General features: G+C 58.8%; 26 protein-coding genes. 7 read left to right on the top strand and 19 right to left on the bottom strand.

Features of this window, described 5'->3' with window-relative positions:
• Nucleotides 1-139: 139 nt before the first annotated feature.
• The gene (locus PMI18_RS03010) at nt 140-739 is read right to left on the bottom strand and encodes a short chain dehydrogenase (protein WP_007906681.1); all 600 of its coding nucleotides are present in this window, start codon (nt 737-739) and stop codon (nt 140-142) included.
• 106 nt (nt 740-845) lie between these two features.
• Between PMI18_RS03010 and PMI18_RS03015 the strand changes: the two genes are divergently transcribed.
• Nucleotides 846-1,760, top strand: a complete 915-nt coding sequence (locus PMI18_RS03015; protein WP_007906679.1) for a LysR family transcriptional regulator — start codon at nt 846-848, stop codon at nt 1,758-1,760.
• A 113-nt stretch (nt 1,761-1,873) separates the two neighbouring features.
• Here the strand turns inward: PMI18_RS03015 and PMI18_RS03020 are convergent, their stop codons facing one another.
• The 13 genes from PMI18_RS03020 to PMI18_RS31145 all read right to left on the bottom strand — a co-directional run bounded on the left by PMI18_RS03020 (nt 1,874) and on the right by PMI18_RS31145 (nt 11,833).
• Nucleotides 1,874-2,377 carry a DoxX family protein gene (locus tag PMI18_RS03020; protein ID WP_007906667.1) on the bottom strand — a complete coding sequence of 168 codons (504 nt, stop codon included), beginning with the start codon at nt 2,375-2,377 and terminating at the stop codon, nt 1,874-1,876.
• Nucleotides 2,374-3,132 (bottom strand): HvfC/BufC N-terminal domain-containing protein, encoded by a 759-nt coding sequence (locus PMI18_RS03025; protein ID WP_007906665.1) that lies wholly within the window; start codon nt 3,130-3,132, stop codon nt 2,374-2,376. Before PMI18_RS03025 ends, PMI18_RS03020 begins: the two co-directional genes overlap by 4 nt.
• Nucleotides 3,129-3,983 carry an MNIO family bufferin maturase gene (gene bufB / locus PMI18_RS03030; RefSeq protein ID WP_007906662.1) on the bottom strand — a complete coding sequence of 285 codons (855 nt, stop codon included), beginning with the start codon at nt 3,981-3,983 and terminating at the stop codon, nt 3,129-3,131. The genes PMI18_RS03025 and bufB overlap by 4 nt, the downstream gene beginning before the upstream one ends.
• A gap of 25 nt (nt 3,984-4,008) precedes the next feature.
• Complete coding sequence (locus tag PMI18_RS03035) at nt 4,009-4,314, bottom strand: BufA1 family periplasmic bufferin-type metallophore (protein ID WP_007906660.1); 306 nt, start codon at nt 4,312-4,314, stop codon at nt 4,009-4,011.
• 117 nt (nt 4,315-4,431) lie between these two features.
• Complete coding sequence (locus PMI18_RS03040) at nt 4,432-5,124, bottom strand: RES family NAD+ phosphorylase (RefSeq protein ID WP_007906658.1); 693 nt, start codon at nt 5,122-5,124, stop codon at nt 4,432-4,434.
• Nucleotides 5,118-5,522 carry an antitoxin Xre-like helix-turn-helix domain-containing protein gene (locus PMI18_RS03045; protein WP_007906653.1) on the bottom strand — a complete coding sequence of 135 codons (405 nt, stop codon included), beginning with the start codon at nt 5,520-5,522 and terminating at the stop codon, nt 5,118-5,120. Before PMI18_RS03045 ends, PMI18_RS03040 begins: the two co-directional genes overlap by 7 nt.
• A gap of 201 nt (nt 5,523-5,723) precedes the next feature.
• Nucleotides 5,724-5,975, bottom strand: a complete 252-nt coding sequence (locus PMI18_RS03050) for a DUF6124 family protein (protein WP_007906651.1) — start codon at nt 5,973-5,975, stop codon at nt 5,724-5,726.
• Between the two features lie 530 nt (nt 5,976-6,505).
• Nucleotides 6,506-7,207: an ABC transporter ATP-binding protein gene (locus PMI18_RS03055; protein ID WP_007906649.1), complete on the bottom strand. Its 702-nt coding sequence runs from the start codon at nt 7,205-7,207 to the stop codon at nt 6,506-6,508.
• Nucleotides 7,208-7,975 carry a high-affinity branched-chain amino acid ABC transporter ATP-binding protein LivG gene (gene livG, locus PMI18_RS03060; RefSeq protein WP_007906647.1) on the bottom strand — a complete coding sequence of 256 codons (768 nt, stop codon included), beginning with the start codon at nt 7,973-7,975 and terminating at the stop codon, nt 7,208-7,210.
• Nucleotides 7,972-9,228 (bottom strand): high-affinity branched-chain amino acid ABC transporter permease LivM, encoded by a 1,257-nt coding sequence (locus tag PMI18_RS03065; RefSeq protein WP_007906646.1) that lies wholly within the window; start codon nt 9,226-9,228, stop codon nt 7,972-7,974. The genes livG and PMI18_RS03065 overlap by 4 nt, the downstream gene beginning before the upstream one ends.
• Entirely contained in the window at nt 9,225-10,148 is a 924-nt protein-coding gene (livH, locus tag PMI18_RS03070) for a high-affinity branched-chain amino acid ABC transporter permease LivH (RefSeq protein ID WP_007906645.1), read from the bottom strand. The genes PMI18_RS03065 and livH overlap by 4 nt, the downstream gene beginning before the upstream one ends.
• 233 nt (nt 10,149-10,381) lie before the next feature.
• Nucleotides 10,382-11,509, bottom strand: a complete 1,128-nt coding sequence (locus tag PMI18_RS03075) for a branched-chain amino acid ABC transporter substrate-binding protein (protein ID WP_007906643.1) — start codon at nt 11,507-11,509, stop codon at nt 10,382-10,384.
• Nucleotides 11,510-11,686: 177 nt separating this feature from the next.
• Nucleotides 11,687-11,833 carry a hypothetical protein gene (locus PMI18_RS31145; protein WP_157173008.1) on the bottom strand — a complete coding sequence of 49 codons (147 nt, stop codon included), beginning with the start codon at nt 11,831-11,833 and terminating at the stop codon, nt 11,687-11,689.
• Between the two features lie 27 nt (nt 11,834-11,860).
• On the opposite strand from PMI18_RS31145, the gene PMI18_RS03080 reads away from it, so the two are divergent.
• Nucleotides 11,861-12,166 (top strand): DUF2288 domain-containing protein, encoded by a 306-nt coding sequence (locus PMI18_RS03080; RefSeq protein WP_007906642.1) that lies wholly within the window; start codon nt 11,861-11,863, stop codon nt 12,164-12,166.
• A 211-nt stretch (nt 12,167-12,377) separates the two neighbouring features.
• On the opposite strand, the gene PMI18_RS03085 is transcribed toward PMI18_RS03080, so the two are convergent.
• Nucleotides 12,378-14,573: a hypothetical protein gene (locus PMI18_RS03085; RefSeq protein ID WP_007906640.1), complete on the bottom strand. Its 2,196-nt coding sequence runs from the start codon at nt 14,571-14,573 to the stop codon at nt 12,378-12,380.
• A 198-nt stretch (nt 14,574-14,771) separates the two neighbouring features.
• Between PMI18_RS03085 and PMI18_RS30765 the strand changes: the two genes are divergently transcribed.
• Nucleotides 14,772-15,668 carry an NAD(P)-dependent oxidoreductase gene (locus PMI18_RS30765; RefSeq protein WP_007906638.1) on the top strand — a complete coding sequence of 299 codons (897 nt, stop codon included), beginning with the start codon at nt 14,772-14,774 and terminating at the stop codon, nt 15,666-15,668.
• Here PMI18_RS30765 and PMI18_RS03090 read toward each other — a convergent pair.
• Both PMI18_RS03090 and PMI18_RS0129855 read right to left on the bottom strand, forming a co-directional pair.
• Nucleotides 15,559-17,841 (bottom strand): putative bifunctional diguanylate cyclase/phosphodiesterase, encoded by a 2,283-nt coding sequence (locus PMI18_RS03090; protein ID WP_033036884.1) that lies wholly within the window; start codon nt 17,839-17,841, stop codon nt 15,559-15,561. The two genes, PMI18_RS30765 and PMI18_RS03090, sit on opposite strands and share 110 nt — an antisense overlap.
• 148 nt (nt 17,842-17,989) lie before the next feature.
• On the bottom strand, nt 17,990-18,355 hold the full coding sequence (locus tag PMI18_RS0129855; protein ID WP_033036882.1) for a YkgJ family cysteine cluster protein: 366 nt from the start codon (nt 18,353-18,355) through the stop codon (nt 17,990-17,992).
• A 361-nt stretch (nt 18,356-18,716) separates the two neighbouring features.
• Between PMI18_RS0129855 and PMI18_RS03095 the strand changes: the two genes are divergently transcribed.
• Nucleotides 18,717-20,066, top strand: a complete 1,350-nt coding sequence (locus PMI18_RS03095) for a spinster family MFS transporter (protein WP_007906628.1) — start codon at nt 18,717-18,719, stop codon at nt 20,064-20,066.
• Nucleotides 20,067-20,234: 168 nt separating this feature from the next.
• On the opposite strand, the gene rapA is transcribed toward PMI18_RS03095, so the two are convergent.
• Nucleotides 20,235-23,081, bottom strand: coding sequence for an RNA polymerase-associated protein RapA (gene rapA, locus PMI18_RS03100; RefSeq protein WP_007906627.1), 2,847 nt, complete (start codon nt 23,079-23,081; stop codon nt 20,235-20,237).
• Nucleotides 23,082-23,311: 230 nt separating this feature from the next.
• Here rapA and PMI18_RS03105 point away from each other — a divergent pair, with 230 nt between their 5' ends.
• From PMI18_RS03105 to ccoM, 3 genes are all read left to right on the top strand, one after another.
• Entirely contained in the window at nt 23,312-23,653 is a 342-nt protein-coding gene (locus tag PMI18_RS03105; protein WP_007906623.1) for a hypothetical protein, read from the top strand.
• Nucleotides 23,654-23,758: 105 nt separating this feature from the next.
• Complete coding sequence (locus PMI18_RS31295; RefSeq protein WP_007906621.1) at nt 23,759-23,920, top strand: hypothetical protein; 162 nt, start codon at nt 23,759-23,761, stop codon at nt 23,918-23,920.
• 144 nt (nt 23,921-24,064) lie between these two features.
• Nucleotides 24,065-24,181, top strand: a complete 117-nt coding sequence (gene ccoM, locus PMI18_RS31805; RefSeq protein WP_007906619.1) for a cytochrome c oxidase subunit CcoM — start codon at nt 24,065-24,067, stop codon at nt 24,179-24,181.
• A gap of 134 nt (nt 24,182-24,315) precedes the next feature.
• Here the strand turns inward: ccoM and PMI18_RS32050 are convergent, their stop codons facing one another.
• On the bottom strand, nt 24,316-25,080 hold the full coding sequence (locus PMI18_RS32050) for a methyl-accepting chemotaxis protein (protein ID WP_411736823.1): 765 nt from the start codon (nt 25,078-25,080) through the stop codon (nt 24,316-24,318).
• Between the last annotated feature and the right edge of the window lie 5 nt (nt 25,081-25,085).

The raw sequence follows: 25,085 nt of genomic DNA, 5'->3' as shown, positions 1-25,085 counted from the left end.
ATCACAACCCTGCAATGTCCTCGCTTTCCCAGAATCAAGATCAAAAGATCGCAGCCTGCGGCAGCTCCTCCGGGGTGTACGCGGTGCTTTTGTAGGAGCTGGCGAAGCCTGCGATCTTTTGTTCCGGGGCGTGTTGGGTTTAGCCGACGCGATAGGTCTGGCCGGTCTGTAAGCCTTCCACGCTTTTGGCGTAGGCCAGCGCCACTTCGGCGGCGGGAACCGGTTTGAAGCCACGGAAGTACGGGGCGTAGCTACCCATGGCTTCGACCAGCACATTGGGGCTGACCGAGTTGATGCGCAGGCCACGCGGCAGTTCGATCGCTGCTGCACGGACGAAACTGTCGAGGGCGCCGTTGACCAGCGAGGCCGAGCTACCCGTACGAATCGGATCGTGGCTGAGGATGCCGGTGGTGAAGGTGAATGACGCACCGTCATTGGCGAATTCCCGGCCGATCAGCAGCAGGTTGACCTGACCCATCAGCTTATCCCGCAAGCCGAGCTCGAAGTCTTGTTCGGTCATGGTCGCCAGCGGCACGAAGTTGACGCTGCCGGCGGCGCAGATCAGCGCGTCGAAGTTGCCGGTCTGTTGGAATAATTTGCGGATCGAGGCGCTGTCACTGATGTCGACCTGAAACTCACCGCTTTTACGGCCGATACGGATGATTTCGTGGCGCTGGGACAGTTCATGGTCAATGGCCGAACCGACGGTGCCAGAGGCGCCAATCAAAAGAATTTTCATCGCAATGTACCTGAATGGGTTGGATTTAAATTTAAGTTTAGAGTGGTTTTTTCCATAGATAAGCGGGCTAATAGGCAACCTTTGGTTTTCAAATGGAAACAATCCCATGAGCGAAATGGACGACCTGGCGGCATTCGCGGTGTTGATCGAGGCGGGCAGTTTCACCTTGGCTGCCCAGCAACTGGGCTGCAGCAAAGGGCAACTCTCCAAGCGCATCAGCCTGCTGGAAACGCGGTTCTCCGTGGTGTTGCTACAACGCACCACACGCCGCTTGAGCCTGACGGCGGCAGGCGCGGCGCTATTGCCGCAAGCCCAGGCACTGGTGATTCAAGTCGAGCGAGCGCGTCAGGCCTTGGCGCGGTTGAAAGACGACATGGCCGGCCCTGTGCGGATGACGGTTCCGGTTTCATTGGGGGAAACCTTCTTTGACGGCGCGCTGCTGGAGTTTTCCCGGCAGTACCCCGAGGTGCAGATCGAACTGGAGCTCAACAATAACTACCGTGACCTGTCCCGGGACGGTTTCGACCTGGCGATCCGCTCGGAAGTAGCCAACGACGAACGCCTGGTTGCCCGTCCGCTGCTGGCCTGGCACGAGATGACTTGCGCCAGCCCAGCGTACCTTGAGCGATTCGGTGAACCACTGACGCCTCAAGCCCTGGCCGAACACCGCTGCCTGCTCAACAGCCATTACAGCGGTCGCGAAGAATGGCTCTATCACCAACAGCACGAGTTACTGCGGGTGCGAGTCTCGGGGCCGTTCGCCAGCAACCACTACAACCTCTTGAAGAAGGCCGCGCTGGCGGATGCGGGCATTGCGCGTTTGCCATCGTATTTGCTGCAAGAGGAATTGGCTGACGGGCGTTTGCGCTGGCTCCTGCGCGATTATCATACTCGCAGCATGCCGATGTACCTGGTGCACCCGTATCAAGGCGGTTTGCCGAAGCGCACCCAAGTGCTGGCGGATTATTTGATGGGTTGGTTCAAGCGCAGTGGCGAGGCGTTGGATCGGCTTCAACGGTAACCTCTCACCACCCAATCCCTGTGGGAGCCTGCTCGCGATGACGGTGTGACATTTCGGCATTGATGGTGGCTGACACTGCGCTATCGCGAGCAGGCTCGCTCCCACAGGGATCTTCATTGTCTGGAGTTTTGAGGTCTGGCATACCGCTTGGCAATCAGATGATCAATCGACAACTTGCCCGGCCCGGTCGCCATCAAGTACAGCAACACCGCAGCCCAAGTGCCGTGGGTCGGATAAGCATCGGGGTACACGAACAGCTGAATGGTCAGGGTCATACCCAATAGCGCCAGAGCCGAAAAGCGGGTGGCGAAGCCGATCAGGATCAGCACCGGAAAAAAATGCTCGGCGAAGGCTGCCAGGTGCGCCGCCAGTTCCGGGGAGAGCAATGGCAGGTGATATTCGCTCTCGAACAACGGAATAGTCGAGTCCGCCAGCCTTGGTGCGCCGAGTTGCAACGTGCCGTCGATCAAGTCGATGGCCAGGCCTTCCACCTTGGTTTGCCCGGACTTCCAGAACACCGCGGCAATCGAAAAACGCGCGATAAAGGCGATCAGGCTGTGGGGGATTTTTTCCAGCCACTTGATGGCTCGGGTGATGGGGTTGTGATGGCGGTTCATGGCGATACCTTCTGGTGTAAATGGGTGATGACGTTGTGGCTGATCAGCAGCGCCAGGGTTTGGCTAAGGTCGAAGTCGGGCACTGTTTCCAGCGCTTGGGCCAGAGGCTGGCCGTTTCGCAGGTTCTGAATGAAGGTGCAGGCGCCGTGGTCGATGGCGAAAACCTCAACCTCCAGACCATTGCGCAGCACCAGCGCGTTTTGCCCGTGGTCAATGTCAATACCGGCCAGCGTCACGTCCTGTTGATGCGCGGCCCAGATCGCAACCACGGCAAAAGCTGAAGTCAGCAGATTCAGGGAGGGATGAAACCCGACCGTCAGCTCGCTCAGTGCCTGCGGGTCCGACAGCGCGGCGGCAATCTGCTCATGGCGCAGTGGCGGCGCATCGGCGGCGTGATAGGCCTGAACGCGCAACCGCTCCAGCCGCGCCATGTCGGCCAGATAAGGCACGCTGGCTGCCGGTTCAAAGCTGTCGATGAACTCGGCGAAGTCCTTGCCGTAATCGTTGATGAGTGGGCCTTGAGGCGGGCAATGCTGCACATATAGCCCCGCCATCGCCCGAAAGAACTCATCGCCCACCAATTGCGCAACCACTGGGTAACTGTCGGCCAAGGCGTTGATCAGCGAGCTCTGCACATTGTTGCGATACACCGCGAAACGGCTGGCGGGATCGGCGCCATTGGCACTGAACAAACCATCGGGGCAGGGCAGTTGCGGATTGAGCAGGGCGGCGGCAAACGCAGCTTGAGTGCTCATGATCGGCTCCCCGCGCAATGCAGTAACTCATCGGCCTGACGGGCTTCGGCGTGCAGCACGCTGAAGGCCGGCAATTGGTTGTCGCGCTCGATCAACGTGGCGATCGGGCCAACTCGCTCCAGTACCTGCCTGTACAGCGCCCACACCGCGTTATCGATGGGCGCACCGTGATCGTCGATCAGCAGACGGTCGCCGAGGCTGTCGGTGTCTTCGGCAAACCCGGCCAGATGAATCTCTCCCACAGCGTGCAGCGGCAGCGCGTCGATGTAGGCCAGCGGATCCCTTTGGTGATTGATGCAGGAGACGTAGACGTTGTTGACGTCCAGCAGCAGGCCGCAACCGGTGCGGCGAATGACCTCGCTGATGAAGTCGGCTTCATCGATTGTCGAGCGCTGGAACGCCAGATACGTCGCCGGGTTCTCCAGCAGCATTGGGCGTTTGAGGGAGCACTGCACCTGTTCGATGTGCTCGCAGACGCGGTTCAGCGTCGGCGCATCGTAGGCCAGGGGCAGCAGGTCGTTGAGAAACACCGGGCCATGGCTGGACCAGGCCAGGTGTTCGGAAAAGGATTGGGGTTGATAGCGTTCGAGCAGCGCGGCAAGCCTTTGCAGGTGCAGACCATCCAGCGGACCTTCGGCACCAATAGACAAGCCAACGCCGTGTAGCGATAGCGGATACTGCTCGCGAATCAACCCCAGAAAATGATGAAACGGGCCGCCGGCCACCATGTAGTTTTCGGCGTGGACTTCGAAGAAACCGATGTCCGGTTGTGCACCGAGTACTTCACGAAAGTGCTCGGTCTTGAGCCCCAGCCCGGAGCGGGGCGGGAGCCCGGAAAGTATAGGGTTCATGGTCGATGCTCAGGCTGGGTGCGGATTACGACTTGGCTTTGTAGGCTTCCAATTGGCCGAAACCGGTTGGCGAGGTTTTGCTCATCGTGGTGACGCAGGTACCCTTAGGGACGAGTTTCCAGGCATTGGCCTGATGGTCGGTTTTTGCCGTACCGGCGCAAGTAGTACCAGCGCCGGCGGCGCAATCGTTTTTGCCTTTCATGGCCACGCCGAAGCATTTTTCCATGTTGTCGTCAGCGGCATGGGCAGTGGAGACAGCGGCGATGCTCAGGGCAGAACCGAGGGCCAGCACCAGGGCGGTGGCGGACAGGGTGCGGGTGGTAGCAGTCATGATGTTTCTCCGAAATTGAGCTTGGGTTGGCAAGCGTTTGTGCTTGCTTACTGCTCTAGAGAAACGACAGGGCGATGCGTTACAGGCCACCTAAAAATTTTTTTGCCGATAAGGTCGTCAGGCAATGCTGATTTTACTGACGCTGGTGATCTGACCGTTCCAGATCATCTCGTAGTGGGCTGTTTGAGTGATCGATGAGAGGGGGCTGGGAGTCATCAATGCCCAGCAATGGCTCCCCTGCATGCGCACGGAGTTGTACCGCAGACCAGGGATTCCGGCATCCTTGATGGCCTTTCCCAAGCGATGGGAGTGCGTGTAATCGACAGGATCGTAGACAGGATCGTCCATCGCAATGGACACGGCATCCCTCATGGCTTCGTCAACGAAAGTACAGGATAACCCGCGGAAAACAAACCTCTCGTAATTGAGCCCCTGGACTTTCGACCAATACTGGTTCTGATGATGCTGCACCTCTGCCAGTGCGGTTTCCATCGAGGCAGCCAGGTACAACACGCCGAAACTGCCATCGCTGAAACGCGAACCCGCTGGGTTGATGTGGGTGAAAGGAGCGATTGCGTAAGAGCACCCAGGGATGCCGAAGGGAATCTGCGCACGCGGTATCAGCTCAAGCCGGCCGACTTCATTTTGCAGTCTCGGATTGGTGAGGGCCTGGATCTGATACAGCGCATCAAATTCGTCCGCGTTTGCCACGTCGTCAAACAGCGCAATGGGCGGAAATTTTGAATTGATCAATCGGTAGGCCTGCAACTGCTCACCGGCCAGTACAGCCAGCTGGCTCACCGTTACCATTGTGCGCCTCGCAGCATGTCGATCCGCCGAAACGTCTCGTACAGGGAAATCATATCCCCCTGGGACATGATTTCGAGCGGGCTACGCCCGTTGAAGAACTCGTTTTCGTTCGCCATCGCCGCAAAACCATAGACGTTTTCAGGGTTATCAAAGACAAGGCGCAGGGTGGCATGGATGTTGAGAATAAAACTGATGCGCTGCATCTGGTCTGAATCCAGGTTTACGGACCAATCGGGATCGCGCTGCTTTGCCCGGGAGTACGTACTGCGGGAAATGCGCAAGATACGACAGGCCTGATCGCTCGACGCTTGCCACTTTTCGAGTATGCCGACAGCCGCTCGCAAACCAGTCACGCACTGGTCTTTGCTGAATGCTTGTGCCAGGGAGGTTACTGTCATAGCGATCACTTTGTCTTGGTCTGTAGGTGCAAATATATAAAAAATGTATCTACAGATCAAGCTTGTTTGTGTTGTTAATACGCAGACCCCCGGAGCTGCCGAAGGCTGCGATCTTTTGATCTTGATCTTCAGTGATTCAGAAAAGATCAAAGTCAAAAGATCGCAGCCTTCGGCAGCTCCTACGGGGGCGAACCGGTTACGTCAGGCGTTTTGCGGATCAATGTTGTCGAGCGCTCGATTAACGACCAGCTCACCGAGCATGATGCTTTGCTGGATGCCGAGCAGCATGTGGCGGTGCGAGCCTTCGAGGAGCGCGGCGAAATTACTGGCCATTACGCTGGCCGATGCCAGTGATTCACAGGCGTGGCCCAGCAGGGTTTGCACATCGTGTCCGGACGCGACGACAAATATCGTGCTGGGGTTGTGTGGGGGATTAGGTGAATTCTTGAACATAAGTCTGTGCTCGCGATAAGGGCTGCGCCCGGTTCGCGACTAAACGAGGGTGGCAGCGGTGTGCAGGTTAGTCGACCGATGAGCACAGAAACTCGGCGCGCCCGAAGGCGCCCTGCACACAGCCGCCATCAAGTGCAGGGAAGGGATACCTGACCCTATGGCGCTTATGCGTTTCTGTGAAAAACAACCGAGCGACTAAACCCGACCACTGATAGGCAGTGGCAGGGAAACGATAGAGGCCAGGCCCAAGGCGCACAAGCCGGCGGATTCTGGCGTAGTCGTAGGCAACGGCGCAAGGATGTGTAGCTTGCAGGAAGTAACGCTGACACTGATTAAACACGTTCTCCCAAACACCCCAAAAACCCTGTGGGAGCGAGCCTGCTCGCGATTGCGGTAAGTCAGTCAATATCTCGGTTGAATGTGAAATTGCCATCGCGAGCAGGCTCGCTCCCACAGGGGATTTTCATTATGGTTGTGGCAGGCAGAAAAAAACGGCCTGCGAAGGCCGTTTTTTTGTTTACCGCAATCGCTTAACCACCGAGGTACGCTTCGCGCACTTTCGGGTCGGTCAGCAGCGCTTCACCGGTGCCAGTCATCACCACCCGGCCGTTTTCCAGCACATAGGCACGGTCAGCGATTTTCAGCGCCTGGTTGGCGTTTTGCTCCACCAGAAACACCGTCACACCGTCCTTGCGCAGTTGTTCGATGATGTCGAAGATCTGCTGGATGATGATCGGTGCCAGGCCCAGCGATGGCTCGTCGAGCAGCAACAGCTTGGGCTTGCTCATCAGCGCACGGCCGATGGCGAGCATTTGCTGTTCGCCGCCAGACATAGTGCCGCCGCGTTGGGCGAAACGTTCTTTCAGGCGTGGGAAAAGTCCGAGAACCTTGTCCATCTGTTCCTGATAATCGCCCTTGTCGGTGAAGAATCCGCCCATGGCGAGGTTCTCTTCCACGGTCAGGCGGGCAAACACCCGACGACCTTCCGGGACCACGGCGATGCTTTTACGCATGATGTGCGACGAGTCCTGGCCGACGAGCTCTTCACCCATGTAGCGGATGCTGCCGCTGTGGGCTTGCGGCGAACCGCAGAGGGTCATCAGCAGGGTCGACTTGCCGGCACCGTTGGCGCCGATCAGCGTCACGATCTCGCCCTGGCGGACTTCGACGTTGACGCTGTGCAGCGCCTGGATCTTGCCGTAGAAGGTGGAAACGTTTTCGAACTGCAGCATTTACGCTTCCCCCAGGTAGGCTTTGATCACTTCAGGATTGTCGCGGATCTGTTCCGGCGTACCGTCGGCCAGGGGCGTGCCCTGGTTGATCACGAAGATGTGGTCAGAAATGCTCATGACCAGTTTCATGTCGTGTTCGATCAGCAGCACGGTCACATCATGCTCTTCACGCAGGATGCCGATCAGTGCCTTGAGGTCTTCGGTTTCCCGCGGGTTGAGACCGGCAGCCGGTTCGTCGAGCATGAGGATCCGCGGGCGGGTCATCATGCAGCGAGCGATTTCCAGGCGACGTTGCTGACCGTAGGCCAGGGTGCCGGCCGGACGGTTGGCGAACTCCTTGAGGTTGACCTTTTCCAGCCAGTACTCGGCGTATTCCATGGCCTCGCGTTCGCTTCTGCGGAACGCGGGGGTCTTGAACAGACCGGCCAGGAAATTGGTGTTCAGGTGACGATGTTGCGCGATCAAGAGGTTCTCGACCGCTGTCATGTCCTTGAACAGCCGCACGTTCTGGAAGGTGCGCACCACGCCTTTGAGGGCGATCTTGTGGCCCGGCAACCCTTGGATCTGTTCGCCGTCCAGCACGATGCTGCCGGCGGTGGGCTGGTAGAAACCGGTCAGGCAGTTGAACACGGTGGTCTTGCCGGCGCCGTTGGGGCCGATCATCGATACCACTTGTTTCTCTTTGACGGTCAGGGCCACGCTGTTGACCGCCAACAGGCCGCCGAAGCGCATGCTCAGGTCAGTGACTTTCAGGATCTCACGGCTCATTTGCGCAGCTCCATGTGGGGGCGTTGCATCGGCAGCAGACCTTGTGGACGCCAGATCATCATCAGCACCATCAAGGCGCCGAACATCAACATGCGGTATTCACTGAACTCACGCATCATTTCCGGCAACAGGATCATCACCGTGGCGGCGAGTACGACGCCCAGTTGCGAGCCCATGCCGCCCAGCACCACGATGGCGAGGATGGTCGCCGATTCGATGAAGGTGAAGGACTCCGGTGTCACCAGGCCTTGGCGCGCGGCGAAGAAGCTACCGGCGAAACCGGCGAAGCAGGCACCCAGGGTGAAGGCCGACAGCTTGATGACCGTTGGATTGAGACCCAGTGCACGGCAGGCAATTTCGTCTTCACGCAGCGCTTCCCAGGCACGGCCCAGGGGCATACGCAGCAAGCGGTTGATGACGAACAGCGCGAACAACGACAACAACACCGCGATCAGGTAAAGGAAGATCACCTTGTTGATCGAGTTGTATTCCAGGCCGAAGTACTCGTGGAAGGTCTGCAGACCTTCTGCGGCAGTTCTATCAAAGCTGAGCCCGAAAAGCGTGGGCTTGGGAATGTTGCTGATGCCGTTCGGACCACCCGTGAGGTCGGTCAGGTTACGCAGGAACAGACGGATGATTTCACCGAAACCCAGGGTCACGATTGCCAGGTAGTCACCGCGCAAACGCAGTACCGGGAAACCGAGCAGGAAGCCAAAGGTGGCCGCCATCATCCCGGCGATCGGCAGGCAGATCCAGAAGCTCAGGCCGTAGTAGTGCGACAGCAGCGCGTAGCTGTAGGCGCCCACGGCGTAGAAGCCGACGTAACCGAGGTCGAGCAGGCCAGCCAGGCCGACCACGATGTTCAGGCCCAGGCCGAGCATCACGTAGATCAGCACCAGCGTGGCGATGTCCACCGCCCCGCGAGAGCCGAAGAACGGCCAGACCAGTGCACCCACGATTAACGCGATGATGATCCAGCGTTGAGTCGTCGGCAGGGTCAGGAAGTGACTGGCCTTGGCCGGCATCACCGGCAGGTTGGGCGAGGCTTTCCAGGCCGAGCTGATCTGCTGGTCGAACAGCACTCGCAGGAACATCAGCACCGAGCACACGGCGATGGTGATCAGCGTTGCAGTGCTGGTGCCATGGACTTCGAGGTTGATGCCGACAATGGTCAGTTTCAGACCCAGTACCGGGTAGGCAACCGCCCACACCAGCAAGGCGCTGAACAACGCCTGTTTAAGATTCCTAGTCATACTTTCTCAACCTCCGGACGGCCCAACAGGCCGGTTGGCCGGAACAACAACACCAGAACCAGTAGACCGAACGCCACGACGTCCTTGTACTGGTCGCCGAAGATATCGGCACCAAAGGCTTCCGCTACCCCAAGCACGATCCCGCCGAGCATGGCTCCGGGGATGCTGCCGATACCGCCCAGTACCGCTGCGGTGAAGGCCTTGAGGCCGACCAGGAAACCGGCGTTCGGGTTGATCACGCCATATTGCATGCTCAGCAACACAGCCGCGATGGCTGCCAGTGCCGCACCGATGACGAAGGTCAGGGCGATGATGTTGTTGGTGTTGATACCCAAGAGGTTGGCCATCTTGATGTCTTCGGCACAGGCGCGGCAGGCGCGGCCCAGGCGAGAACGGGAGATGAACAGCGTCAGGCCGAGCATGGCGACCAGGGTCACCACGAACACCACGATTTGCATGTAGGAAATCAGCACTTCATGTGCGCCACCTGGCCCGATGGCGAAGTTGCCAGGGATCAGGTTGGAGATGGATTTGTCCTTGGAGTCTTGCGCCAGCAGAACCGTGTTCTGCAGGAAGATCGACATGCCGATGGCGGAAATCAGCGGGATCAGACGGTTGCTGCCGCGCAGGGGGCGGTAGGCGATCCGTTCGATGCTGTAACCGTAGGCACTGGTCACGACGATGGTCGCGAGGAAAGCCGCGGTCATCAAGAGAGGGACACTGTCGAGTCCCAGCATGGCCAGCCCGGCGATGGCGATGAACGCCACGTAAGAGCCGATCATGTATACCTCGCCGTGGGCGAAGTTGATCATTCCAATGATGCCGTAAACCATCGTATAGCCGATGGCGATCAGGGCATACGTGCTGCCAATGGTCAGACCATTAACCAGCTGTTGGAAGAAGTGATAGATGTCAGGCATTACAGCGCTCCTAAAAACCTGATACGCATTTCACTGGTGGAGTCATTTTCCCGCTCGAGCCCCGTGGATCTGCATCCACTTCGAATTCGAGGTTTGCCAGCGAACCGCTGATGACGGTTTTGAGATTTTCAGGTGGGGAGACTGGCGGATCACGCCAGCGCGGCCCAATACGTTCGTAAAACAAAGCCCACGGCACGCCGTGGGCTTTATTGGCAGTCAGTCAGGCCAAGGCCTTACTGAGGCGAAACTTCAGTTTTAGGTTTGCCGAAGTGCCACTGGTAAACCACGAATTTGAAGTCCTTCAGGTCGCCCTTCTCGTCGAAAGACAGGTCGCCGGTCGGGGTTTTGAACGTGCCTTTGTGGATAGCTTCAGCCACTTTAGTGGTGTCTTCGCTCTTGGCGGCCTTGATGCCTTCGGCGATGACTTGCACAGCCGAGTAGGACGGGAACACGAACGGACCGCTCGGGTCTTCTTTCTTGGCTTTGAACGCGTCAGCCAGGGCGATGTTGGCCGGATCCTGGTCGAAGGATTTCGGCAGGGTTACCAGCAGGCCTTCGGAAGCTTCCTTGGCGATCTGCGAAATGGAGTCATTACCCACGCCTTCCGGGCCCATGAACTTGGCTTTCAGGCCTTTTTCCTGGGATTGACGCAGAAGCAGACCCAGCTCCGGGTGGTAGCCGCCGTAGTAGACGAAGTCGACGTTGGCTTGCTTGAGCTTGGAGACCATCGAAGAGAAGTCTTTGTCGCCGGCGTTGATGCCTTCGAACACGGCAACCTTGACGCCTTTCTTCTCAAGGGTGGTTTTAACGGCGCTGGCGATGCCTTCACCGTATTGCTGCTTGTCGTGCAGCACAGCAACGATTTTCGGTTTGACGTGATCGGCAATGTAGTTACCGGCGGCAGGGCCCTGGGCACTGTCCAGACCGATAGTACGGAAGATCATTTTGTAGCCGCGAGTGGTGATGTCCGGGCTGGTGGCAGCCGGAGTGATCATGATCACGCCTTCGTCTTCGTAAATGTCGGACGCCGGTTGAGTGGAGCTGGAGCACAGGTGACCCACCACGAACTTGACACCGTCGTTGACGACTTTGTTCGCAACAGCAACCGCTTGTTTTGGATCGCAGGCGTCATCGTATTCAACGGCTTCGAGCTTCTTGCCGTCGACGCCGCCCTTGGCGTTGATTTGTTCGATGGCCATTTTGGAGCCACTGAACTGCATGTCGCCGTATTGGGCTACAGGGCCGGTTTTAGGGCCGGCGATGCCGATCTTGATGGTGTCAGCGGCGAACGAATGGCTGGCAACCCCGGCCAGAACCATAGCGGCAAACAGTTTTGAAATCTGCTTAGTAGCCTTAGTCATAGTGCTCCACTCTTACTGTTGTAGTTTTTATAGTCCTGGCGCCGTAGCAGCAGAACCGGGTCAGATATCGTTGATATCCTCCGGAAAATGCCCCCGGCAACTGTACCGGTACAGTGTAGAGCGCCGATTGTTAGCCTGGGAAGGCAGCGCCGGGGGGCAAAACCTGAGGGTGTCGCTTTATTGAAAGAAAAAGACAGAATCACGGCGGGATGTTAGCTGGCTAATACTTGGATTCAGCAGCATTCCCTGGCTTTCCTGCATTTCTCGATCGGTAACGCAATTGCATCCGGGTTTTTCTGGCGCAATACCGACGTTATCATTCACGTCGTTTTTCATTGCGGACAGAAACCCATGACTCAAGAACCTAGCACCCTCTATGCCAAGCTGCTTGGTGAGACCGCATCTATTACCTGGAAAGAGTTGGAGCCGTTCTTTGCCAGGGGTGCCCTATTGTGGGTCGATCCAGGCCTGGATTTGATCGCTGCGGCAGAAGCAGTGGCAACCGATGAAGGCGAGAAAGTCGCTGCCTGGCTGGCCGCCGACAAGGTCGCCAAGCTGTCTGAAACGCGGGCGCTGGATCTTTTCGAGCGCGATCCTGAGCTGTGGGCCGTGGTGGTTTCACCGTGGATCCTGATCCAGGAAAGGGCGACGAGCTGAGTGTGTGCGCTTAATTGGTGCGCAACTTTGCCGGTCAAAAGTGTGTAGCCGAGTAGCGTGATGGCATGTTGCCGTAGAGAAAGGCCACAGAAGGGTCTTGGCGAGGGTGACGTAAACGTAACGGGAACAGTTTATTGAGCAGCCGATTGGTTGCTTAATTGTGATCGTTCCCACGCAGAGCGTGGGAACGATCGATTGGGGGCGCCGCAGATTAAGCGGTTTTACCGGTATGGTTATTCAAAGAAATAACCTTGGTCTTGCCAATCCGGTGACGGTAAATCTCGCGCAGATACTTGATCGCCTTCTTCACGCAATCCCGGGACAAACGGATGTCATTGATCGAGACAAACTTGTCCTTGTCGTTGATCAGTTCACGGTACTTCTTCTCGTACATCGGTTTGATCGCGTACCAGTTGGTATCGAGGATTTTCGCCGGGTTTTCGAATTCGTTGAGCAGTTCGTCGATCCGGTCCTCGTCGAAGTCTTCATTGATGATGAAGTCCAGGATCGAGTTGTCCAGCGTCTCGTCGAAGCGGTACGGGTTTTTCGCAAAGCAGCGTTTGATGAAGGCCACGATCAGGGTCAGGAAGTCGTCCGACAGGCACGGGCTTTTGGCGATCAGGGTGGTCAGCGACAGGTTGGCCGAGGCGCCGATCACCAGTGCATAACGCTTGAGCGTGGTGTTCGGGAACAGGCTGTTGAGGTGGGTCTTCAACCGGTTCAGGTCCATGTAGGACAGCTTGTAGTCCTTTGGCAGCGAAACAATCGAGACCACCGACGAACAGTTCTTGAAGAAGTGCAAGTCGTGCAAGGCGGCTGCGTCGTACCCAGAATTCTTGTACTGCTCAAGCGAGGCGCGATAGCGCTTGGACTCGATCGGCAACAGGCTGATGCCTTCAATCGCCTGGGTGACCTTGTTGAAGTGCGGCAGGTCGATGGAGCGGAAGAACAGGTCGTCGATGTTCAGGCGCTGCGGCTCTTTCTCGAACACCTTGAACTTGTCGCTGCTCGGCGGCGGGGTTTCCGGCACCACGGACTCGGCGTAGGCAATCGCCACCGGGCCGGCCAGGCTCATGAACAGGTCGTTGGCGTCCAGGCGAATGGTTTCGCCAATGTCGATGCCAGCCCGACGGAAATAGTTCTGGTCGTAGTCGGTGGTCACCGCCTGCGCTGTCAGAATGTTGAAGATCTGCTGTGAGATGTATTGGTTGGCGTGCTTTTCCATCGCGTTGACGTCGATGTTCTGGATGTTGCCATCATCGCTTTCTTCGGCGTAACGCATGATGTCGTTGGAGATCAGCATCATCGCGTTCCATGGGCGGATACGGCCCATGACGCTGGCTTCACTGCTGTCTTCGTTGGCGAAGTTGTAGGAGAAGTCCCACTCTTCCGACAGGTATTTGCACAGCAGGCGACCGGCGTTGATGTGCAGCGCCTCGGACATTTCGCTGCGGTGATCGGAAATGTTCGGCAGTACGCAAATACCGCTGGTGAAGATCGGCTCGAAGACGAAGGAATGACCGCTCTTGCTGTCGTGCTCGTCCATCGGCTTGGTGTCGAACGTCTTGTTCATGTACGAGTGCTGCTGGGCCAGGCCGAACTCTGAGGCCATGCCTGAACCGGTACCGCCGCCGGCACTGAAGATCGAGAAATACAGGCGCGACTGGTTTGCCTTGATCCCGCAGCTGTCGATCAGGTACGAGTGAATCATCTTCCAGTCAGGGCTGGAGAAACGCTGGGTGTCCTTGTTCAGGATGATCTTGGCCAAGTACTGGCCGAGGATCGGCGCGTTACCGGCGCCACCGGCGTGGACTTCCGACAAGTCCATGATTTTCATTTTGCTGTAGTCGCGCAAAAAGCCGCTTTTTTCGCCCTTGCGCGAGAAGCGGATGCGACCGGCGATGTCTTTGTCCAAATCGCCGAGCATCACCAGCGGCTCGACCAGAAACACCGGTTTGCTGGCCTTGTTCGGCCCCAGGCGCAGGTTATTGCGAATCCACTGCGCCGGGCTGTAGCCTTTTTCGGCGTAGCGTTTATCCGGCGACAGACGGTCTTCGTTGTTGAATTCGTTGAGGTAGAACTTGCGGGCGTTGTACACCAGCTCCGCCACGTCCAGTGCGATGTTCGAACCACAGCGGCCCAGGCCGATCAGGCACACCGACGGGAATTCCTGATCGCTGTGCTGTTCGTTGTCGCCCTCCAGGTGCGGTGGGCGCGGGAACACCAGGTCGCGCAGGCCATCGAGGTTGTCGAGGATGCGGTCGGTATTGGTTTCGGTGAAGTACAGGTATTGCTGAGTCGCCAGCGGGCGCGATGGGGTCAATGGCTTCGACGATGAGGGGCTGTTCGCCGCGGGGCTCAGGGTCAGGTCGGATACCGCGGTGGCCGGGTTATTTTTAGAAGTCATTGTGCGCCATATACCTGGACTGGTTGGCTCGGCGACAAGGTGCCATCGAGCCATCACGGAATGAGATCTCGCGTCTTTTTGCAGCGCGAATATGACCCAAGCGTCAGAGCCTTGGCCTGAGCATCGTTGGGGGGAATCCTTTCCTTAATCATGATGAATCGGCCAATATTCGCTGATCTTTAATCAAAAGGGGGCTAAATGATGGCAACGTTACCTGCGCTGGGGTTTGCCGGAATCGGCCTGATGGGCTTGCCGATGTGCCGACGCCTGTTGGCGGCGGGTTATCCGCTGACGGTGTGGAACCGCAATCCGGCCAAGTGCGCAGCGCTGGTCGAGGCCGGCGCACGGCAAGTGGCAACACCGGCCGAACTGTGTCAGCACGCGGACCTGGTGATGCTGTGTCTGGCCGACACTGCTGTTGTACGTGAGGTGGTGTTCGGCCCGGCGGGCGTTGCCGAGGGGGCGAAAAGCGGACAGTTACTGGTGGATTTTTCCAGCCTTGAACCCACCGCGACGCGGGAAATGGCGAGCTCATTGGCCAGTAAAACCGGTATGAGTTGGATCGATGCGCCGGTCTCCGGCGGGGTGGTCGGCGCCGAGGCCGGCAGCCTGGCGATCATGGTTGGGGGTGAAGCGGCAGACCTTGCACGCGTGCGGCCGGTGTTGTTGACCCTTGGCCAGCGCCTGACCCATATGGGCGCCGTCGGTGCGGGGCAGGTGACCAAGGCCTGCAATCAGATGATCGTCGCCTGCAATGCCCTGGTCATTGCCGAAGTGGTGGCCCTGGCCGAGCGTTCCGGGGTTGACGCCCACCTGATCGCCGAGGCGCTGGCCGGTGGTTTCGCCGATTCAAAACCGCTGCAGATTCTCGCGCCGCAAATGGCCGAAAGCCGTTTCGAACCGGTGAAATGGCACGTGCGTACGCTGCTCAAGGACCTCGACAACGCCGTGAAATTTTCCCGCGAGCAGGGTTCGGCCACGCCGATCAGCGGATTGGCCGCACAACTGATGCGCCTCCATGGGGGGCAGGGGTTCCTGGAAAAGGATCCGTCGACGTTAGTGCAGTTGTACCGCGAGCCAGACTCAGAGGATTGAAGGTGTGCACGTGCTTGCGCTGATTGATTTCGGCCAGCACCGGACGCAGCTCGGCCAGCGGCACCGGGCGGCTGAGCAGGTATCCCTGAACGAAATCGCAGCCGTGGCGTTCGAGAAAGTCGTATTGCTCGAAGGTTTCGACGCCTTCGGTGACGACCTGCAAATGCAGGGTGTGGGCCATGACGATAATGGCCTGGACGATTTCCATGTCCTGGGTGGCCTTGGGGATGTCTTGAATGAACGAGCGGTCGATCTTCAACGTGTTTAATGGCAGGCGCCTGAGGTAGGCCAGGGATGAATAGCCGGTGCCGAAGTCATCGATCGACAACGAGACCCCGAGGGCACGAATCTGCCGCAGCAACACCAGGGTGTTGGTGATATTGCCCATCAGCGCATTCTCGGTGACTTCCAGTTCCAGCCGGTGTGGTGCCACACCGAAGGCGTGCAGGGCGTGTTCGATTTCATTGGCCAGTTCTTCTCGCGCCAGGTTCAGGGGCGAGCAATTCACCGCGATTTTGAGTTCTTCGCAATCGTACCGGGACAGCTCGCCCAAGTCTTCACAGGCCTTGCGCAGCACCCAGTTGTCCAGCTCGGCGATCAGGCCGTTGGCTTCGGCAATGGCGATGAACCGATCCGGCGTGAGCAAGCCGTGAACCGGATGTTGCCAGCGAATCAGCGCTTCAAGTTTGGTGACCAGGCCGGTTCTCAGGTCATAGATCGGTTGGTAATACAGCATCAACCCGGTGTTTTCGCGCAGGGCGTGACGCAGTTCCTCTTCGAGTTGCAACTCCAGGGTGGCGCGGGTTTTCAGGTTTGCACTGAAAAAATGCAGGGCGTTACGACCGCAATCCTTGGACTGGTACAGCGCCAGGTCAGCGTTTTTCAGCAGTTCTTCACAGGTCTTGCCGTCTTCGGGAAACAGGCTGATGCCGATGCTGGTGGTCATGACCATGCGCCGTCCGGACAACTCGATGGGCTCCTTCATTTTCAGCATGATGCGTTGGGCCATTTGCCGCGCTTCTTCACGGTCGTACAGGGTGATGAGGATGCAGAATTCGTCGCCGCCGAAGCGCGCCACCACGTCTTCATGACTGCGCACCGAGGTCTTGATGTGGCTGGCCAGGACTTTGAGCAATTCGTCGCCGGCGTCATGGCCGAGGCTGTCATTGATCCGCTTGAAGTGGTCAATGTCCAGGAACATCACCGCCAGCATGCCGCCCTCGTTGGTTTTCTCGATGAGTTTCTCGGCGAAGATCTGGTTGAAGCCCCGGCGGTTGATCAGATTGGTCAAGGGGTCGTAGTGCGCCACCTGTTGCAACGACATGCGCGCCTGATCCAATTGACTGAGCAGGGCGTTGACCCGCTGCAGGTCATGTTCCTTGTGTTGCAGCTTCTTGTCCGCCAGTGCGGCACTGATGCTGCTGCCGATGATCAGCAACGTAATTACCGCCACCGTCAGCCCCAGTTGCAGGTGATTGTTGTTGTCGGGCAACGGCTGGAGACTGCCGAGGGGCAGCACCAGGTTGAACGCCGCCATGCCGGTGAAATGCATGCTGACGATGCCGGCCCCGAGCACCAGGCTGGCGGTGTACTTGAGCAATTGATGAAACACGCCGGTGCCATCGCGCAGGTGACTGGAAATCAACAGGGCGGCCAGGCTGGCACCGATGGCGATCACAATGGAAAGCCCGAACAGGACGGGTTGGTAGTAGGCCATCGCATTCGATCGCAGGGCGGCCATGCCCACGTAATGCATGGTTGCGATGCCCAGGCCGATCCACACCGCGGCCCGCAGGTATTGCCAGAAATTCAGCTGAGGATGGCTGAGGGTATGCATGGCCAGCCACGAGGCGGTCAGGGCGAACAACAGCGAGAGCAGGGTAGTGGGCAGGTGGTAATGGATTTCGATCGGCGCCTGGAACGCCAGCATGCTGATGAAGTGCATGGCCCAGATACCGCCCGCCAGGCACCCGGCACCGACCCAGCGCCAGAGTCGTTGGGAGGCGGATTTTTCCACATGGCCGACCCGCTCGGTCATGTCCAGCGTGGCGAAGCCGGCCGCGCAAGCCACCAGATAGGCCAGCAACACCAGAAAAGGGTTATGGGTGCAATCGAGTATGACCTGCCCGCTCTCCGGTAGCCCGGTCATGAAATGCAAACCAAGCCACTCCATAGCATGCCCCATCTCTGAATCATCCTGGCCTGCGCCATGCGCGCTGGCGAATGCTTGCAGTATAGAGGCCTTGCACGGAGCGCAAGAGGTGATGGCACGGTGACGCCAATAATTTTGGTATTAGCGTGATAGCGATTGGCGCTAAGTCTCAAGCGCTCCGTTCATAAGGCATTTCGAACTCCGGTTGCAGGGCTGGCAACCCGAACGCGGCCCGGGCCGCGTCGCAATCCACGTTCACCTCACCATTGGCCCACGAGGCGTCGAACTCCCGGCAGGTGCTGGAGCGCTGATCGTAAATCGAGCACTGCACGGTGCTGCCCACCTCACCCACCAGCCCGACGCAGCGGGTCGGTTTGCAGTCTGTGCCGAGCATGGCCACCCGGCTGGGACTGATGGGCGCGACCAGTTCATCGGGCACCGTCCCCCCTGCCGAGATGCATTCACCCCAGAAAAAAGACACACGAAAATGAGAACAGCAGGCACCGCAATTCAGACACGGACTGGCTTCGGACATGGGCGATAGTCAAAGAGGGATGGGGGACACGGTGGGCAGACAAGGCCGCTATTCTAGGCTTTGCCTTGGGCTTGGGAAGGGGGGCACAGAGGTATTTTTCAACGGTCGGTCGGGCTGTGGAAAAACACTACAATTCCCCTGTGGGAGCGCGAAGGCGGTGTGCCTGCCAACGATGATGCCGACTGACACGCCGCCTTCGCGAGCAATCCCCCTCCCACAGGGTATTGCGGCGTTTGGGAGGGTTCGATTGCCATGGGCTGATATCAGGCTGGCGAATGATGACAGACACACCGCGCGCGCCTGACTAGATTGCAGTTTCCGGGGGCAGCGACGCCTTCATAACAATAAAAGAGACGGACCCATGCAGAACTCGACCCAAGCGGCGAATGCCTGGCGCATTCTGTTCCTGCTGTTCCTGGCCAACCTGTTCAACTTCTTCGACCGCACCATCCCGGCGATCATCATCGAGCCGATCCGCATGGAATGGCACCTCAGTGACTTTCAATTGGGGATTATCGGGACTGCATTCACCATCGTTTACGCCATTGCCGGCCTGCCCCTGGGGCGATTGGCCGATACCGGTTCGCGCAGCAAATTGATGGGCTGGGGCCTGGCAGCATGGAGCGGGCTGACTGCGGTCAACGGGCTGGTGGGCAGTTTCTGGAGTTTCCTGATCGTGCGCATGGGCATCGGCATCGGTGAAGCCAGTTACGCGCCGGCCGCCAATTCGCTGATCGGCGATTTGTTCCCGGCTCACCGCCGGGCTCGGGCCATGGGCATTTTCATGCTTGGCCTGCCGCTGGGGTTACTGCTGGCGTTTTTCACCATTGGCTGGATGGTCAAGACGTTCGACAGCTGGCGTGCGCCGTTCTTTATCGCGGCAGTGCCGGGGCTGATCCTGGCGGTCTTCATGTTCTTCATTAAAGAGCCAAAACGCGGCGCGGCGGAAAGCGTGCAAGTGTCTCAGGAGCGCGTGGACCGGCCGATCCGTCGTGTGCTGGCGGTGCCGACTTTCCTGTGGCTGGTGATGGCGGGGCTGTGCTTCAACTTCGCTACCTATGCCTGTAACTCGTTTCTGGTGCCGATGCTGCAGCGTTATTTCCTGATGCCGTTGCAGGACGCGGCAGTGGCTACCGGTGTGATCGTCGGGGTGACCGGGTTGTTCGGCCTGACGCTCGGCGGCTGGATCGCCGACAAGATTCACCAGCGCGTGGCCAATGGGCGGCTGCTGTTCGCGGCATTCAGCCTGATCATTTCGACTTTGTGCACGGCTTGGGCGCTGCACGCCGGACGCATCGAGATCGGGGTGTTTGTCGCGGTGTTCAGCCTGGGTTGGTTGTTTGCCTACAACTTCTATACCTGCGTGTACACGGCGATCCAGGACGTGGTCGAACCGCGCCTGCGAGCCACGGCCATGGCGTTGTTCTTTGCAGGTCTGTATTTGCTGGGTGGGGGATTGGGGCCGGTGGTAGTCGGTGGATTGTCGGATCACTTCGCCCATAGCGCGATGCTCTCGGCGGGTGCCGAACAGATGACAGAGACGTTCAAGGCTGTCGGTTTGCATGACGCGATGTATTTGATCCCGGTGGCGTTGTTTTTCACCATGGTGTTTCTGTTTTTGGCCTCGCGGTGTTTTGTCAGGGATGCCAAGCGGATGAAAGAGGGGTTGGTGGCGGTGGTTGAGCCTGCGGGTTCTGCGGTGACTGCCTGATCGCCATCGCGGGCAAGCCCGCTCCCACAGGGATTTATGTCGTCCACATAACCTGTGGGAGCGGGCTTGCCCGCGATGAGGCCCTCAAAAACACCACAACAATCAAGCAGACAAACAAAAGGCCCGCATCGCTGCGGGCCTTTTGTTTGAACGGAGCGGGGCAGGGGATTAACCCGCCACCAACACCCGAATCGCTTCCAGTCGCAGCGCCGCTTTGTCGAGCATGGCCAGGCCTTGCTCACGTTGCTTGCGCAGGGCAACCAGTTCGCTGTCGCGCACGGTTGGGTTGACCGCTTGCAACGCGGTCAGGCGCGCCAGTTCTTCTTCGGTATCCGCCGCCAGGCGACGTTGCGCCTCGGCCACGCGCTCGGCGTGACGCGGGGTGATTTTCTCTTCGCCGGCGTTGATCCGTGGTGTCAGCTGGTCGCGCTGGGCCTGGATGAACTTGTTGGCGCTGGCGCGGGGTACGCTTTCCAGTTGATCGTTCAGGGTTTCGAACGACACCCGGCTCGACAGGTCGTTGCCGTTGGCGTCGAGCAGGCAGCGCAGGGCGGCCGGCGGCAGATAACGGCCCAGTTGCAGCGAGCGCGGAGCAACGACTTCGCTGACGTAGAGCAGTTCCAGCAACACGGTGCCCGGTTTCAGCGCCTTGTTCTTGATCAGCGCCACGGCGGTGTTGCCCATCGAACCGGACAGGACCAGATCCATGCCGCCTTGAACCATCGGGTGTTCCCAGGTGATGAATTGCATGTCTTCGCGAGACAGCGCCTGGTTGCGGTCGTAAGTGATGGTCACGCCTTCGTCGTCGCCCAGCGGGAAGCTGGCGTCGAGCATTTTTTCGCTTGGCTTGAGGATCAGCGCGTTTTCCGAATGGTCTTCGCTATCGATGCCGAAGGCGTCGAACAGGGTTTCCATGTAGATCGGCAGGGCGAACTGATCGTCCTGTTCGAGAATGTCCTCGACCAGCGCATCACCTTCGCCAGCGCCGCCGGAGTTGAGTTCCAGCAAACGGTCGCGACCGGTGTGCAGTTCGGCTTCCAGACGCTCACGTTCGGCGCGGGCTTCGTCGATCAGCGCTTGCCACTCGCCGTCATCGGCGGTTTCCAGCAACGGCAGCAGCCGTGGGCCGAACTGATGCTGCAAGGCGTTGCCGGTCGGGCAGGTATTGAGGAACGCATTCAGCGCTTCGTGGTACCACTGGAACAGCCGTTCTTGCGGGCTGGTTTCCAGGTACGGCACGTGCAGTTCGATGATGTGCTTCTGACCGATCCGGTCGAGACGACCGATACGCTGCTCCAGCAGGTCCGGGTGCGACGGCAGGTCGAACAGCACCAGATGGTGCGAGAATTGGAAGTTGCGACCTTCACTGCCGATTTCCGAGCAGATCAGCACCTGAGCGCCGAATTCTTCGTCGGCGAAGTAGGCGGCGGCGCGGTCACGCTCGAGGATGTTCATGCCTTCGTGGAAGACCGTGGCCGGAATACCGGAACGCACGCGCAGGGCGTCTTCCAGATCCATGGCGGTTTCGGCGTGGGCGCAGATCACCAACACTTTGGTGCGCTTGAGCATCTTCAGGGTGTCGATCAGCCACTCGACTCGCGGGTCGAATTTCCACCAGCGCTCTTCTTCGTTGGCGTCCGGCTGGGCCTGGAAGCTGACTTCCGGGTACAGCTCGGCGTGATCGCCCAGCGGCAGTTCGAGGTATTCGGCCGGGCAGGGCAGCGGGTACGGGTGCAGTTTGCGTTCCGGGAAACCTTGCACGGCGGCGCGGGTATTACGGAACAGCACGCGGCCGGTGCCATGGCGGTCCAGCAATTCGCGGACCAGACGGGCGCTGGCTTCGGTGTCGCCATCATTGACGGCGGTCAGCAGGGCTTCGCCTTCGTTGCCGAGGAAACCGTGAATGGTCTTGTGCGCTTCAGGCGACAGGCGCCCTTTGTCCAGCAGCTCCTGAACGGCTTCGGCCACCGGGCGATAGTTTTCGCTCTCGGCGCGGAAGGCGTGCAGGTCATGGAAACGGTTCGGGTCGAGCAGGCGCAGACGCGCGAAGTGGCTGTCCTGACCCAGTTGTTCAGGGGTCGCGGTCAGCAGCAAGACGCCGGGAATGACTTCGGCCAGTTGCTCCACGAGTGAGTACTGAGGGCTGACCTGGTCTTCGTGCCACACCAGGTGGTGCGCTTCGTCGACCACCAGCAAATCCCAGCCGGCAGCGAACAACGCGTCCTGGGCCTTCTCGTCGTCCACCAGCCATTCGAGGGCAACCAGTGCAAGCTGAGTGTCTTCGAACGGGTTGGCGGCATCGCTTTCGATGAAGCGTTCTTCGTCGAACAGCGCGACTTGCAGGTTGAAGCGGCGGCGCATCTCCACCAGCCATTGGTGCTGGAGGTTTTCCGGCACCAGGATCAATACGCGACTGGCGCGGCCCGAAAGCAGTTGGCGATGGATTACCAGACCGGCTTCGATGGTCTTGCCCAAACCCACTTCGTCTGCCAGCAGAACCCGCGGCGCGATGCGGTCGGCGACTTCACGGGCAATATGCAGCTGGTGCGCGATCGGTTGCGCACGCACGCCGCCCAGGCCCCAGAGCGAGGATTGCAATTGGCGGCTGGTGTGTTCCAGGGTGTTGTATCGCAGGGAGAACCAGGCCAGTGGGTCGATCTGTCCGGCGAACAAACGGTCGCTGGCCAGACGGAACTGAATGAAGTTCGAAAGCTGGGTTTCCGGCAGCGTGACCACTTCGTTCTGCGCGTTGAGGCCGTGGTAGACCAGCAGGCCATCGACGTCGTCGACTTCCTGGACGGTCAGCTTCCATCCTTCGAAGTGAGTGATGCTGTCACCCGGCGAAAACCGCACGCGGGTGAGGGGCGCATTCCGTAGCGCGTACTGGCGAGTCTCGCCAGTGGCCGGGTAGAGCACGGTCAACAAGCGGCCGTCCTGTGCCAGAACGGTGCCCAAACCCAGCTCGGCTTCGCTGTCACTGATCCAGCGTTGCCCCGGTTGATACTGCTGCGCCATGCTGCCTGACTCCCACCTTGAAAAAGCGGGCTATCTTAACGGAATGAGCCTTCAGGACCAAAGGATTACATGCGCGCGCTGATGGAGGATGCGAACTTTTCGGGAGATCAAGATCAAAAGATCGCAGGCTGCGCCAGCTCCTACGGTGCCAGGTGGATCACAAGTTTGCGACCGATGGCTCAAGTCGCCATCCCCGCAGCCGACAGCCTGCTGACAGGAGACTAATTAATATGTTGCCACCGATGCTCCCCTTGAGCGCCGTACCAATCACTTCACAGCAGGATCCGATTCGCCAGCGCCCGGATATTCCGCCTGTGGTACCGGTGCAGGAAAACTCCAACGAAAGCACCATCGACCTGCAAAACCGCGACCCGGAAGAGGCGCGCCTGCAGCTGCGCGAGGAGCAGCGTCGGCAACAAGAGCGCGAGCGCCGTCGTCGTGAGGCCGATGAAGATCCCGAAGAGCACCTGGCGATTCCCGGTAATGAGCTCAATGCCGACAACACCGTACCGGTGGTGCCGTTGATGGAGGATCAGCCGCGTCAGGGGTTGTGGGTCGATATCGAGATCTGAAGTGTCGGATCACTGGTCAGCGCCCGCGCCAGACCGCATTATTGGCGTAATCCTGTCGCCTTTAACCGGCAGTTGAATTCATTTCCAAGCGATGCACTGAACGCCATGAGCCAAGATGACAAGCTGATCGACCTCAACACTGAACGCGCCAAGCGGGTTCATGACCTTAATGAAAAGCGCCTGAACGAAGTACGCCAGGCCTTCGAGCAGGCGATGCCGTTGGGCAAGGCGAAGAAAAAGCCGAAGAACAAACCGAAAAAGCGTTGAAACACCCTGCATCGATTGATGCAGGTCAGTTATTTCCCTTCCTTTTACGCCCGTCTAGGGCGGCATTGATCCCGGTCAATTTTCTCTCCTGCCCGATTGGTTAACTTAGCCCCATCGCAACAGGGCAAGTGCAGGAGGCCAGTCATGTTTTTCGACAACGTGGTGATCGCCGGAGTGTTGACAGTCGGTCTCATGGTTCTGTTTTTTGCAGGTTTTGGATTTTTTATCTGGAAGGATTCGCATAAGCGGAAAAAACCGTAGGTCTTTCTGGAGCAATGAGCACGCAAGGCATTTTGGGCGACTTCGGTCGCCCTTTTTTTGCCTGCGAAAATCTGTCGGATGTACATAGAACTACTGCGGGAGTGGGCTTGCCCGCGAAGGGGCCAGTACAGAAACTAAATCCGGAAACTACCCACCAACTGCTTCAATCGCGAAGCTTGTTGCTCAAGGTCCGAGCACGCTCGCAACGTCGATTGCAGGTTTTCCACGCCTTCCTGGTTCAGCGTGTTGATCTCGGTAATGTCCACGTTGATCGATTCAACCACCGCCGTCTGTTCCTCGGTCGCGGTGGCCACGGACTGGTTCATGCCGTCGATTTCGCCGATGCGCAACGTCACACTGTTCAAGCGTTCACCGGCCAAGTTGGCGATTTCCACGCTGTCCTGGCTGTGGCGCTGGCTGTCGCTCATGGTGCTGACGGATTCGCGGGCGCCCACTTGCAGCTCCTCGATCATGGTTTGTACCTGTTGCGCCGACTCTTGTGTGCGGTGCGCCAGGTTGCGCACCTCGTCGGCCACCACGGCAAAACCACGCCCGGCTTCACCGGCGCGCGCCGCTTCAATGGCTGCGTTGAGCGCCAGCAGGTTGGTTTGCTGGGAGATGCTGGTGATCACTTCGAGAATCTGCCCGATGTTCACGGTTTTGCTGTTCAGCGATTCGATGTTGGTGCTCGAGGCGCTGAGCATGCTCGACAGTTGATTCATCGCGGCAATGCTGCGGTCCACAACTTGCTGGCCGTCTTCGGCCAGGCTGCGCGCGTCGCTGGCCTGACTTGACGCTTGCGCGGCGTTACGGGCGATTTCCTGGGCCGCGGCACCGAGCTGGTTGATTGCCGCAGCAACGCTGCTGGTACGCGAGGCTTGCTGGTCGGAATTGAACATCGACG

This window comes from Pseudomonas sp. GM102, assembly GCF_000282555.1.
In the GTDB taxonomy this organism is placed as follows: domain Bacteria; phylum Pseudomonadota; class Gammaproteobacteria; order Pseudomonadales; family Pseudomonadaceae; genus Aquipseudomonas.
Note: the sequence above shows the minus strand (reverse complement) of the source record. Positions and strands in the feature narration are given on the sequence as shown.

What these genes read in the sequence shown, in the direction of transcription:
- PMI18_RS03090 (WP_033036884.1), bottom strand. Translation starts at nt 17,841, where the DNA reads ATGGAGTGGCTTGGTTTGCATTTCATGACCGGGCTACCGGAGAGCGGG.
- livG (WP_007906647.1), bottom strand. Translation starts at nt 7,975, where the DNA reads ATGAGCCGTGAGATCCTGAAAGTCACTGACCTGAGCATGCGCTTCGGC.
- PMI18_RS03065 (WP_007906646.1), bottom strand. Translation starts at nt 9,228, where the DNA reads ATGACTAGGAATCTTAAACAGGCGTTGTTCAGCGCCTTGCTGGTGTGG.
- PMI18_RS03105 (WP_007906623.1), top strand. Translation starts at nt 23,312, where the DNA reads ATGTTGCCACCGATGCTCCCCTTGAGCGCCGTACCAATCACTTCACAG.
- rapA (WP_007906627.1), bottom strand. Translation starts at nt 23,081, where the DNA reads ATGGCGCAGCAGTATCAACCGGGGCAACGCTGGATCAGTGACAGCGAA.
- PMI18_RS03050 (WP_007906651.1), bottom strand. Translation starts at nt 5,975, where the DNA reads ATGTTCAAGAATTCACCTAATCCCCCACACAACCCCAGCACGATATTT.
- livH (WP_007906645.1), bottom strand. Translation starts at nt 10,148, where the DNA reads ATGCCTGACATCTATCACTTCTTCCAACAGCTGGTTAATGGTCTGACC.
- PMI18_RS03075 (WP_007906643.1), bottom strand. Translation starts at nt 11,509, where the DNA reads ATGACTAAGGCTACTAAGCAGATTTCAAAACTGTTTGCCGCTATGGTT.
- PMI18_RS03020 (WP_007906667.1), bottom strand. Translation starts at nt 2,377, where the DNA reads ATGAACCGCCATCACAACCCCATCACCCGAGCCATCAAGTGGCTGGAA.
- bufB (WP_007906662.1), bottom strand. Translation starts at nt 3,983, where the DNA reads ATGAACCCTATACTTTCCGGGCTCCCGCCCCGCTCCGGGCTGGGGCTC.
- PMI18_RS32050 (WP_411736823.1), bottom strand. Translation starts at nt 25,080, where the DNA reads ATGTTCAATTCCGACCAGCAAGCCTCGCGTACCAGCAGCGTTGCTGCG.
- PMI18_RS03040 (WP_007906658.1), bottom strand. Translation starts at nt 5,124, where the DNA reads ATGGTAACGGTGAGCCAGCTGGCTGTACTGGCCGGTGAGCAGTTGCAG.
- PMI18_RS03085 (WP_007906640.1), bottom strand. Translation starts at nt 14,573, where the DNA reads ATGACTTCTAAAAATAACCCGGCCACCGCGGTATCCGACCTGACCCTG.
- PMI18_RS0129855 (WP_033036882.1), bottom strand. Translation starts at nt 18,355, where the DNA reads ATGTCCGAAGCCAGTCCGTGTCTGAATTGCGGTGCCTGCTGTTCTCAT.
- PMI18_RS03055 (WP_007906649.1), bottom strand. Translation starts at nt 7,207, where the DNA reads ATGCTGCAGTTCGAAAACGTTTCCACCTTCTACGGCAAGATCCAGGCG.
- PMI18_RS30765 (WP_007906638.1), top strand. Translation starts at nt 14,772, where the DNA reads ATGATGGCAACGTTACCTGCGCTGGGGTTTGCCGGAATCGGCCTGATG.
- PMI18_RS03015 (WP_007906679.1), top strand. Translation starts at nt 846, where the DNA reads ATGAGCGAAATGGACGACCTGGCGGCATTCGCGGTGTTGATCGAGGCG.
- PMI18_RS31295 (WP_007906621.1), top strand. Translation starts at nt 23,759, where the DNA reads ATGAGCCAAGATGACAAGCTGATCGACCTCAACACTGAACGCGCCAAG.
- PMI18_RS03025 (WP_007906665.1), bottom strand. Translation starts at nt 3,132, where the DNA reads ATGAGCACTCAAGCTGCGTTTGCCGCCGCCCTGCTCAATCCGCAACTG.
- PMI18_RS03045 (WP_007906653.1), bottom strand. Translation starts at nt 5,522, where the DNA reads ATGACAGTAACCTCCCTGGCACAAGCATTCAGCAAAGACCAGTGCGTG.
- PMI18_RS03035 (WP_007906660.1), bottom strand. Translation starts at nt 4,314, where the DNA reads ATGACTGCTACCACCCGCACCCTGTCCGCCACCGCCCTGGTGCTGGCC.
- PMI18_RS03080 (WP_007906642.1), top strand. Translation starts at nt 11,861, where the DNA reads ATGACTCAAGAACCTAGCACCCTCTATGCCAAGCTGCTTGGTGAGACC.
- PMI18_RS03010 (WP_007906681.1), bottom strand. Translation starts at nt 739, where the DNA reads ATGAAAATTCTTTTGATTGGCGCCTCTGGCACCGTCGGTTCGGCCATT.
- PMI18_RS03095 (WP_007906628.1), top strand. Translation starts at nt 18,717, where the DNA reads ATGCAGAACTCGACCCAAGCGGCGAATGCCTGGCGCATTCTGTTCCTG.
- ccoM (WP_007906619.1), top strand. Translation starts at nt 24,065, where the DNA reads ATGTTTTTCGACAACGTGGTGATCGCCGGAGTGTTGACAGTCGGTCTC.